Genomic DNA, 9214 nt, shown 5'->3' on the forward strand with positions numbered 1-9214 from the left:
AAAACCGGGGAATATTACTATTAATCCTTATCTCTAGGTATTGTATAAGAAAACAAAATGTTTTGCGTGTAGATTGACAACCTTCGCCTCCACCAATCAAAACCACCTTTTTTTACAAATATAGGAAGTCTTGAGAACCGCGAATTGTCTGGCTTTGTGACGGACAGTGAGCGGTTTTTTGCTTTTTGGAGGCGATTTTCTCGCCTCCACCGCATGAGGTTGAGAGTAATGACGTCTTGAATATGATATGAAAAAGTACCCGTATCTGCTTTGGGCAGAATACGGGTACTTTTTTTGTCATTCGCTTTCGGGTTGAGATAGCTTTTCAAGTCTTCTTAGAAGATTTTCTTTAAGCTCTTCTTTCGTCATGACCAGGATACTATCATCATTGCAAATGGTTCCTAAAATCTCATCAGAATATACTTCTTTCAATAGGGTGGCTATATTTTGGGCATAGCCGTGTTTGATTTTAATTAAAAAAGTAGATATGGATGGGTAGATATTTTCTTTGCGGCGCTGAAGCTGTTCGGCTAGCTCTTTTCTTGCTAAAGACCGACTGCTTGGTTCGCTTAATCTATATCCATCCTTATCTTTTACAATTCCTAACTCCTTCATGTCTCTGGAAACCACTGCCTGATTTACACTTCCAAATCCAGCCCTATTTAGTTCAAGAGCAAGTGATTCTTGATCGTAATAGCTCTCCTTAGATGTTTCGATGATGTTAAGCAGTTTTGTTTGCCGCTTGAACTTGTCTTGATTGCCAGTAATTGGTGTTTTCTTGTTGGTCATCATGTTCCCTCCTCTATAACTTTACGCAATGAAAAAAGATGAATTTCTGTTCGAAAAACAGGTTTAAGGCTGGATTTTCATGGATTAAACGGTATGCAATGATATGATGTCTACTGTAGAACGTTAAACTGTTTTTTAGTAAAAAAGTGAATATTTAATGCATTTATTATACATTTTTTGATTATCGAAATCAAGTGAAAAATGTTGATTAAATAAGCGTTTGCGGAGTAAAATTGAAACAATCAAGCGCTTGATTATATGTAACTATTGATTTTTTTAGGAGGAATTTGATGCTGAATGAAACTGTTGGAAAACTGAAAAATGATGTAGTCATGCACCAGCCCTATCCGTTCGCGGAAGCAGCCCTCATCCGGCATCTGCTGGAGCATCCCGACACCGAGAGCGAGAAGCTCTGGTTTGCGGCAACCTGCACCTTAGCCTGCTTTGGCGAGGCGGGAAGAGCGGCTTTTCATCACCTGAGCCGCTCCCGCCCCGGCTACCTGCCGGAGCAAGCCGACCGTTTGTTTGACAAGGCGGGGAATTTTCACCCAATTACTTACAAGAGACTCAATGAGTACGGCTTTCAACTGTTCGACAACACAGAGTTGCCGAGTCCCGCCCGTTACATCGAGTGGCTGTGGCAGGAAGCAACGCTCTACAAGATGGGCATTGAATTTGATGAAGAGAAGCAAAAAACCAAATTCAACCCCAACGTGTTTGCCGAGTATTTCCAGCAGGAGCGGCGGCTTCTGATTCATGAAGGCTCGATGTTCTACGAGTACAGTGCTGGCGTTTGGCGTCATTTGCCTGAGTACAAGCTCAAGCGCCGCATCCGTGACCTGTTCCAGAGTGTCAGAAAGAACCTGTACCGCTCCTGGATGGGCGATCAGGCCATTGAAATGCTGAAACTCGCCGTACCAGAGACGCAGGAACTCAATCCCCGCAAAGACCTGATTAACCTGCTGAACGGGATGTTAGACCTCAACACTTTTGAGCTGTTGCCTCATGACCCCGGCTACTTCTCCACAACACAAATTCGGCGCAACTATGAACCCGAAGCGACCTGCGAACGGTTCGAGGAATTTGTAGCCGAAATCATGGAAGGCGACCCCGAACGCGTGGCGATTGTCCAGGAAATCATGGGCTACCTGCTCACTGCTGACACGAAAATTCACATGGCCTATTTCTTCTTTGGCGGCGGCTCCAACGGCAAAAGCCTTCTGGCGGACATCATCACCAGTCTGGTAGGCGAAGACAACGTAGCCAACATCTCGCTGAAAGACCTCGAAAATCCTTTTCGCCGCGCGAACCTCATCGGCAAAACCGTCAACATTGCCACGGAGAACGAGAACCCCAAGGGGTTCAACAGCCAGACCTTCAAGGCGGTGGTGTCTGGCGACAGAATCATGGTGGAAAGAAAGTTTGAAAATCCTGTCAGCTATGTACCCATCTGCAAACTGCTGTTTGCGGTCAATCGCCTTCCCAGCAGTCAGGACACTACCTACGGATTTTTCCGTCGGATGTTCATCCTGCCCTTTAGAAGACGGTTTTCAGGCGATCAGGCCGACCCGGACTTGAAACAGAAACTGGAAGCCGAACTGCCTGGCATCTTGAATTGGGCTTTACAGGGGTTACAAAGATTGCGCCAGCAAAACTATCGGTACACTCATTCTGCAGTCGTCGAAGCGGCGATTGCAGAGTACCGCGAGGCGCAGACCCCACTCAAATCCTTCATGCAGGACATGCTGTACCGGACAGACGACGGCGGCAGAGTTGCCAAGCCTGCGGTGGTGGAAACCTACTACCTCTGGTGCCGCAGAAACGGCCTTGGGACATCGAAAAAGCATCACCCCAGGCTTTCTGGGCCGAGTTTGTCGCTCACTGCGGCGAACTGGGACTGCCCTATGAAGTGCAGAAAAGCAACAGCCAGCGCTATCTGAAAAACCTGGCACTGCGGTCATTAGACGAAAGCAATCACGTAATTCTTTAATTTTTTTGCAATGGAAACCCAAAGGGCGGAGTCAGGGCCGATGTGAGGTCTGAACCATCCATGACCTGCCTGGGAAAGGGCCGAGTGCCGAGCTTTTCGAAAAAAGGGGTGGTGGGGGCAGCCCCCAAGGTGCCCCACCCCACCCCAATCGATTTTTCAATCCTTGGCCCTTCGGCACTTTCCTTGGCTGGCAAGATCAGGCGGGATTTTCATTGGCCCTGCTCTTTGCCCTACCTACAAAATTTGAGGGAGCGTGTGTACACATGGCAATCGTATCATTTGATGAAATGGAGTATCAATCCGGTGAAGCGGTAGTTTGGAAAACTGAAGTGGAAGGAAAGGTTGCGAAGATCTGGTTCAAACTGGACGATGGCCGGATCATTAGGGAAACCTATCGTACAGGATATCCGGACGAGAAAAAGCGCCTCAAGGAGGTAGCTGAAGTTTTCTTCGGGGACGATGTTTCGGGCAGGGTAGATCTTGACAAAATGGTTGGTCAGGTCTGCTACGTTGAGTTGGAAGAGCGCCCGTGGGGAAACCAGACCTGGACTGGTGTTAGAGCGGTTTCGGTAGTTGAGTCTGAACCCGAGTATGCCGGGTACGACGAGTACGAACCTGATTACGAACCCGAGCACGAGCAACCTTTGCAGTCTGGCGGTATGAGTGAAAATACGGCAGTCAGGCAGCGCAAGATTGCTAAGAAACAAAACCCGGTCACGGAATTATCAATGGACAATCCATTACCAGTAGAAATGCCAAGCGAGCGTAGGAGAAGACCTGGCAGAACCGGAGATGGTCTGGGCAGGGAGGCGTTACTTAAGCTTCGGGACGCATTGAAAGCTAAACAAGCAGAGCAAGCAAAAGAGCAGGAACAACTGTTTGAAGGAGACTAATTGTCACATTAGCGTATTGATGGAAAATCGTAAGCTCTTAATATTTCTTTAGTATACTGGCTGGCGGTCTTTTCTCTGCCAGCCTGACTAAAGGAGTGGATTTCATGCACATCATCAAGACCATTTGCGACATTCGGCGGCTCAAGCTGGCTGGCAGCATTCCGACCGCACTGGCCGAACACTTTGCCAGAAAGCTCAATCACCTGAAAGAAGCCCTGGCACCTGAACTTGATCTGGAAGACTTTAGCTTAGAATTGCACGGCATGTTTGGCGTGCTGGAGGCTGGCGACAAAGACCTCACTGCCATTGGACTGCCCGAGGATTTGGCCCTCATCATGCCCGAATGGATGAGCCGTTTGGAAGTGGGGGGCGAAGCCTACTACGTGCTGTACATCATGGCAGACAACGACTACATTGACCAGGTTTACTTGCCTGACGCTATCCTGCCTGGCATCCTTCGTCTGTGGCTGTCAGAACAGCCTGTTGAAGAAGAAATCGACGGGGAGGCGGAAACTGATGGTGTCAAGCAACCTTTCTAACGTGGCTGACGAGGCGCTTTTGGAGGCCGTTTTGCCGAAGCCAGCGGTGCGGGAACTGATGTCCGAGTACGGCAGCGTTCAGCAGGCCCTTTTGCAGACTTATCCGCAGGAACTGGAGCAGATTAGGGGGATTGGCCCGGTCAAGGCCAGACAGCTTCAGTACCTGTGCGAGCTAGCCAAGCGTATTTATCGCGCAGATAGCAAGCTGCCGCCTGTCATCCGTGGCCCGCAGGACGTATTCGAGCGGTTTGTCGATATGCAGCATTTGCCTGTCGAACAGTTTCGCGTGCTGTATCTAAACACCAAAAACGGTATCATTGCCGAAGAAACGGTGTCGCAAGGAACGCTTAACGCCGTGCTTGTCGGCCCGAGAGAACTGTTCCGCAGGGCGGTACGCCTCATGTCAGCTATCGTCATTCTGGTTCACAACCACCCCAGCGGCGACCCGTCGCCGAGCCGGGAAGACATTGTGCTCACTAAAGACCTGGCGACGGCAGGCGACATCTTAGGCATTGATGTTGCTGATCACCTCATCATCGGCAAGGGACGCTACGTAGCTTCAAGGAGAAAGGGCTGATTGCGTGAGCAGCCGCTGCCTCAAAGGAGGTGACGGCATGAATCCTTGGCTGGGCATTGTACTTTTCATTCTAAAAACCATTTTAGAGGAACGTTACCGGAAGTAATGCGTATGTTGACAAGAAAGCCGCAGGCCAGCCAACCCGCTCCAAAGCGGAGTTGGTCTGGCAAAAGCGGCAAAAAAACAAACAGCCGACCAGCACTTCCACTCTCTGAAAGAGTCGTGGGCAGTCGGGAAAGGGGAGATGTTACCATGGCAAACGCAAGATGTTCCGCAAAATCACAGCATTTGACCACCTACAAGACTAGTTTGTCCAGGGACAGCTTGAAATGTGGCTATTACAAGCCGCTTAGCGTTACCGTTATCAGGGAAACGCCGCTGGATGAAAGCGTCAGAGAGGCTTTCTATCATCCGGCAGTCGTCCTGTTAGATAGAATCTCTAAAGCGAAAACCGGTGCAGAATCGAAAGCGGGTGAGGCCAATGCCTAGAAGAGCCGTCATCTACGCCCGGTTTTCCAGCGACAATCAGCGTGACGAATCCATTGACGCCCAAATCCGGGCCGCCGAGGACTACGCCCGGCGCAACAACCTGCAAATTGTGGATGTGTACAAAGATAAGGCCAAATCGGCCACGACCGACAGGCGGCCTGACTTTCAGCGCATGATTGAAGACAGTGAAAAAGGCTTGTTCGAGGTTCTGATTGTGCACAAGCTAGACCGTTTTAGCCGCGACAAGTATGACAATGTCTACTACAAACGGAGATTGAGGAAAAATGGTGTTGCCATCATGAGCGTCCTGGAGAACCTCGACGACTCGCCGGAAAGCATCATGATGGAATCGGTGCTGGAAGGTATGGCTATGTACTACAGCCGGAACCTGGCCCGTGAGGTCATGAAGGGCATGCGGGAAAACGCCTACCAGTGCAAGCACACGGGTGGCCTGCCCCCGCTGGGGTACGATGTGGACAAGGAGACGAAGCAGTATGTCATCAATGAACAGGAAGCCCAGGCCGTTCGGCTGATGTTTCAGATGTATCTCGATGGGTGCGGCTATGACAGAATCATCAACGAACTGAACGCCAGACGGTACAAGACCAAAAAAGGCAAGCCCTTCGGCAAGAACAGCATTCACGACATCTTAGCCAATGAGAAGTACAGCGGCGTCTATGTGTTCAACCGGGCTAAGTCTAAGGATGCCGAGGGCAGGCGCAACAATCACGAAGCCAAGAATGATGACGACATCATCCGCGTGGAGGGCGGCATGCCTGCTATCATTGACCCGGAGACGTTCAGTCAGGCGCAGAAAAAGATGCAAACCAACAAACGTCAGCCGGGAGCCTACAAGGCCAAAGAGGTGTACCTGCTGAGCGGCCTCATCGTGTGCGGCGAATGCCTGACGAAAAGAGGCCGCAGTCCTGCCATGATGGGCAATGTCAAGTATTCCGGCAGGAACAAAACCAAGCACGTATCCTATCGCTGCGGCAACCGGGAACGTACAAAAGGCTGTGACAACAAGGAACTGCGCCGCGAGTACATCGAAGCGTATGTGCTGCAAGAACTGGAACGGCGGATTTTCAATGACAAAGCCATTCCCTATCTGGTACAAAAGCTTAACGAGTATCAGGACAGCCTCTACAATGACCAAGAAAGCGAAGCAGGCCGTCTGCAATCCCTGCTCAGCGAAGTGGAAAAGCAGATCGGAAACATTGTGCAAGCAGTGGCCAAGGGACATGGGATGGCCCTGCTTGATAAGCTGGGCGAGCTGGAAGCGGAAAAAGCCAAAACGGAAGCCGCCCTGCTGAGCATTCAATCCCGTCACACCAGAACGCCGGTTACGGAAGAGGCCCTCAAAGGCTTGTTCGGGATGTTCCGGCGGTTTGTGACCGAACGGAACATCCCCGAAGTCAAGAAATTCATCGGTAACTATGTTGAGAAAGTCATCGTTTACAAAGACCACGTCGAAGTGGTCTTTTTCCTTTTGTACGGCCAGGAAAGGCAAGAGAACGCCTATCATTTCTCAGCCGAAGTCAGCCGCAGTCAACTGCTGCGATTGCTGTTGAAAGCGGCGTAGGGGGAAAAGCATGGAAAAGCAATTGCAGGTGCTGGTATGTTTTGATCGCGAGGATGTCAGGGAAGCCTTGCAAATGCAGGGGATTGAGCCTACGGAAGTAAGAATTCAGGCAGCTTTGCACAATCTGGCATTAGGCGAAGCAATTTCACAAGCGGTTCGTCCTTACTGTCTGCAAGCATTGGATGTTCTAATTGGCGATTACCTATAGGCGGCTTGAAAAAAGGCGACGTGAAGCAAGGGAATGAGATGGGAATAGCCTGGAAGCCGAAACAAAGGCGAGTAGATACTTTTTCAGATCTGGCTGAGGTTACTGCCAGACAAACGAAAAAACGCGTCACCAGAACGGTAAACGCGTTTAAGGGCATAAGGAGCAGGCAGACATATTGACACTTTTTGAATACTATAGTATTCTATCGATAGCGTATTGTCATATTTTGCATATGCTCGCGAAAAAAGCTAGTTCTGGTTTTTCTCCAATTCGGTCATCAACTGGACTAATGTGATGCCAAGCTCGCTCGATATTTTGGCCATTACCCCGAGGGAGGGACTTTTGAGGCCCCGTTCCAGTTGGCTGATATAAGTGCGGTGCAGACCGACGTTGGCGGCAAACTCTTCCTGACTCAAGCCTTTTTCCGTTCTTAATTTCTTTAGTATTTGTCCAAAAATTTTATCAATCATATTCACACTATATGATTGATGGAGACTATTGGTCTACAGACTATAGTATTCAAGAAGATAGATCAGAAATAGGGATTTAGCCAGACTTTGTGAATGAATTTTTGTACCATGAGGAAATTGAAATGCGCTAGGATTGGAGGTTGGGTAAACAGCAGATTCAAAGAGAGATTTCGTAGCAAGCGTTTGTATCTTATTTAGCTAAAGGAGAGAGAAAATCATGCATTCATTTGGAAGGTCATTACTGAAGTGGATTATCGGGGGGATGATCATAGGGTTTCTCTATGGAATCACTCATCACGGCGTCAGTACCATCAATGCCACAATAGGGGCGGGAATCTTTGCCTTCATTGCCCGCTGGTTTTTGACAATGTTCTTTTGAGGACTATTTTAGTACAACCTAGGAGCGTGTTGACATGAGAAAATTAGGCATGGCAGTACTGATTGGCATTCTGCTTGTTTTGCAATCCGTAGCGGCATTTGCCGAGCCTGCTGTCAGCGAGTGGGTTTACAAAAACGAACAGCAAGGAAGCGGATTTTCTATGACCCTTTTGCGTGAGGGCAACAAGGTATGGGGACAGCATACGGGGTGGGCCAGGCATGGAAGCCGCATTGATGACTCCCGAGACAAAATCTCGATTGAGGGTGCCAGTGAGGACAAGCCCAACGAGTACATTGTGCGCTGGCAGAGCGGGTACAGCAATGCCCAAGGCTGGGCGTACCTGATCTTTAGCGAGGATGGTACCTTGTTGTGGCAGGTTTTTAGAGTGCAGGTAGAAGGGGAAAGGTACATACCGAACAAGGCTGTTTTACAGCCTCAGAGTTGACAGTTTTGTAGTGAAAAATAGCAGTAATGTAAGCAAGACCTATCAGCAACGTGAAAGCTGATAGGTCTTTTCTGCATGTAACGTAAAAATCTGAGAAGAGGTACAGCGAATGATTAAGATTGCACACGTTAGAGAGGTTACTGGCCTCCAGTTGCCGCAAGAAGTTGTTACAGTGGTGAAGGAGGCTGTAACGGTGCTGGATGCGGAATACGGTGAAGATAGAGCGGTAGATAGTGGCTACGGCGGCTATGTGTTGGTGATGGAGTCGGAAAAAGATGTACAAAGCCTGCCTAATGAGATTCGAGCAGCACTGCCAGAGTACGTTGACGTTTTGCCTGCTTCGGCTGGTGAATTTGTGAGTGTACTGGTTTTGCTTGGCAGCGATTTTGGTGTGGTTGTCATCATGCCAAGGCCGTTTTTGAGTCTTACAAGCTGGATTGTACCAATGGAAGAGAGCAAGGGAGTGGTCAGCCATGGAGAAAACTAAACAAAGCATTCACATCCGTATTGTCAGGGCCTCGTCAGCAGATTTCTGGTATGTGGTGCTAGAATATAAATAGAACAAATTGAATTGAGGGTGTTCCCCAGAAGGATTACAATAAATGATATAGGGGGAACATACAATGGCAAAGCAACAGACTCAACAATTCAAAGAAGATGCCGTCCGTTATTATTACGACCATTCAGATCTTGGCGTTAAGGGTTGTGCATCAAATTTAGGAATAGGATATAGCACATTAACAAAATGGCTTAAAATCGCCAGAGAAAATAACGGCGATGTTCCGACTCGCGGATCAGGCAATTATTCTAGCGATATTGAAAAAGAAAATGCCCGCCTTAGAAGAGAACTTCG

The 9214-nt window shown here is 48.9% G+C and carries 13 protein-coding genes; 11 read left to right on the forward strand and 2 right to left on the reverse strand.

The window, feature by feature from the left end; translation table 11 throughout:
* Positions 1–297: 297 nt before the first annotated feature.
* The gene (locus tag BLR65_RS28065) at positions 298–792 is read right to left on the reverse strand and encodes an arginine repressor (protein WP_093798035.1); all 495 of its coding nucleotides are present in this window, start codon (positions 790–792) and stop codon (positions 298–300) included.
* A 287-nt stretch (positions 793–1079) separates the two neighbouring features.
* On the opposite strand from BLR65_RS28065, the gene BLR65_RS28070 reads away from it, so the two are divergent.
* From BLR65_RS28070 to BLR65_RS28105, 7 genes are all read left to right on the forward strand, one after another.
* Positions 1080–2729, forward strand: a complete 1650-nt coding sequence (locus BLR65_RS28070; protein WP_093798037.1) for a DNA primase family protein — start codon at positions 1080–1082, stop codon at positions 2727–2729.
* Positions 2730–3042: 313 nt separating this feature from the next.
* On the forward strand, positions 3043–3672 hold the full coding sequence (locus tag BLR65_RS28080; RefSeq protein WP_143122688.1) for a hypothetical protein: 630 nt from the start codon (positions 3043–3045) through the stop codon (positions 3670–3672).
* Between the two features lie 104 nt (positions 3673–3776).
* Positions 3777–4211 carry a hypothetical protein gene (locus BLR65_RS28085; protein ID WP_093798043.1) on the forward strand — a complete coding sequence of 145 codons (435 nt, stop codon included), beginning with the start codon at positions 3777–3779 and terminating at the stop codon, positions 4209–4211.
* A complete protein-coding gene (gene radC / locus BLR65_RS28090; RefSeq protein WP_093798045.1) occupies positions 4189–4788 on the forward strand; it encodes a RadC family protein in 600 nt (199 codons plus the stop codon). Before BLR65_RS28085 ends, radC begins: the two co-directional genes overlap by 23 nt.
* A gap of 252 nt (positions 4789–5040) precedes the next feature.
* The gene (locus BLR65_RS29315) at positions 5041–5277 is read left to right on the forward strand and encodes a hypothetical protein (protein ID WP_143122689.1); all 237 of its coding nucleotides are present in this window, start codon (positions 5041–5043) and stop codon (positions 5275–5277) included.
* Positions 5270–6859, forward strand: a complete 1590-nt coding sequence (locus tag BLR65_RS28100) for a recombinase family protein (RefSeq protein WP_093798049.1) — start codon at positions 5270–5272, stop codon at positions 6857–6859. The genes BLR65_RS29315 and BLR65_RS28100 overlap by 8 nt, the downstream gene beginning before the upstream one ends.
* A gap of 10 nt (positions 6860–6869) precedes the next feature.
* On the forward strand, positions 6870–7067 hold the full coding sequence (locus BLR65_RS28105; RefSeq protein ID WP_093798051.1) for a P1/P2 acidic ribosomal protein: 198 nt from the start codon (positions 6870–6872) through the stop codon (positions 7065–7067).
* A 248-nt stretch (positions 7068–7315) separates the two neighbouring features.
* On the opposite strand, the gene BLR65_RS28110 is transcribed toward BLR65_RS28105, so the two are convergent.
* The gene (locus tag BLR65_RS28110; RefSeq protein ID WP_211285054.1) at positions 7316–7537 is read right to left on the reverse strand and encodes a helix-turn-helix domain-containing protein; all 222 of its coding nucleotides are present in this window, start codon (positions 7535–7537) and stop codon (positions 7316–7318) included.
* Between the two features lie 217 nt (positions 7538–7754).
* Here BLR65_RS28110 and BLR65_RS30290 point away from each other — a divergent pair, with 217 nt between their 5' ends.
* The 4 genes from BLR65_RS30290 to BLR65_RS28125 all read left to right on the forward strand — a co-directional run.
* Positions 7755–7916: a hypothetical protein gene (locus tag BLR65_RS30290; RefSeq protein ID WP_165898922.1), complete on the forward strand. Its 162-nt coding sequence runs from the start codon at positions 7755–7757 to the stop codon at positions 7914–7916.
* A gap of 34 nt (positions 7917–7950) precedes the next feature.
* Complete coding sequence (locus tag BLR65_RS28115; protein WP_093798055.1) at positions 7951–8361, forward strand: hypothetical protein; 411 nt, start codon at positions 7951–7953, stop codon at positions 8359–8361.
* A 109-nt stretch (positions 8362–8470) separates the two neighbouring features.
* Complete coding sequence (locus BLR65_RS28120; protein ID WP_093798057.1) at positions 8471–8848, forward strand: hypothetical protein; 378 nt, start codon at positions 8471–8473, stop codon at positions 8846–8848.
* 136 nt (positions 8849–8984) lie between these two features.
* Positions 8985–9214: transposase (locus BLR65_RS28125; protein WP_093798059.1), on the forward strand; the 230-nt coding region annotated here is incomplete at its 3' end.

The organism is Sporomusa acidovorans (assembly GCF_900101845.1).
In the GTDB taxonomy this organism is placed as follows: domain Bacteria; phylum Bacillota; class Negativicutes; order Sporomusales; family Sporomusaceae; genus Sporomusa; species Sporomusa acidovorans.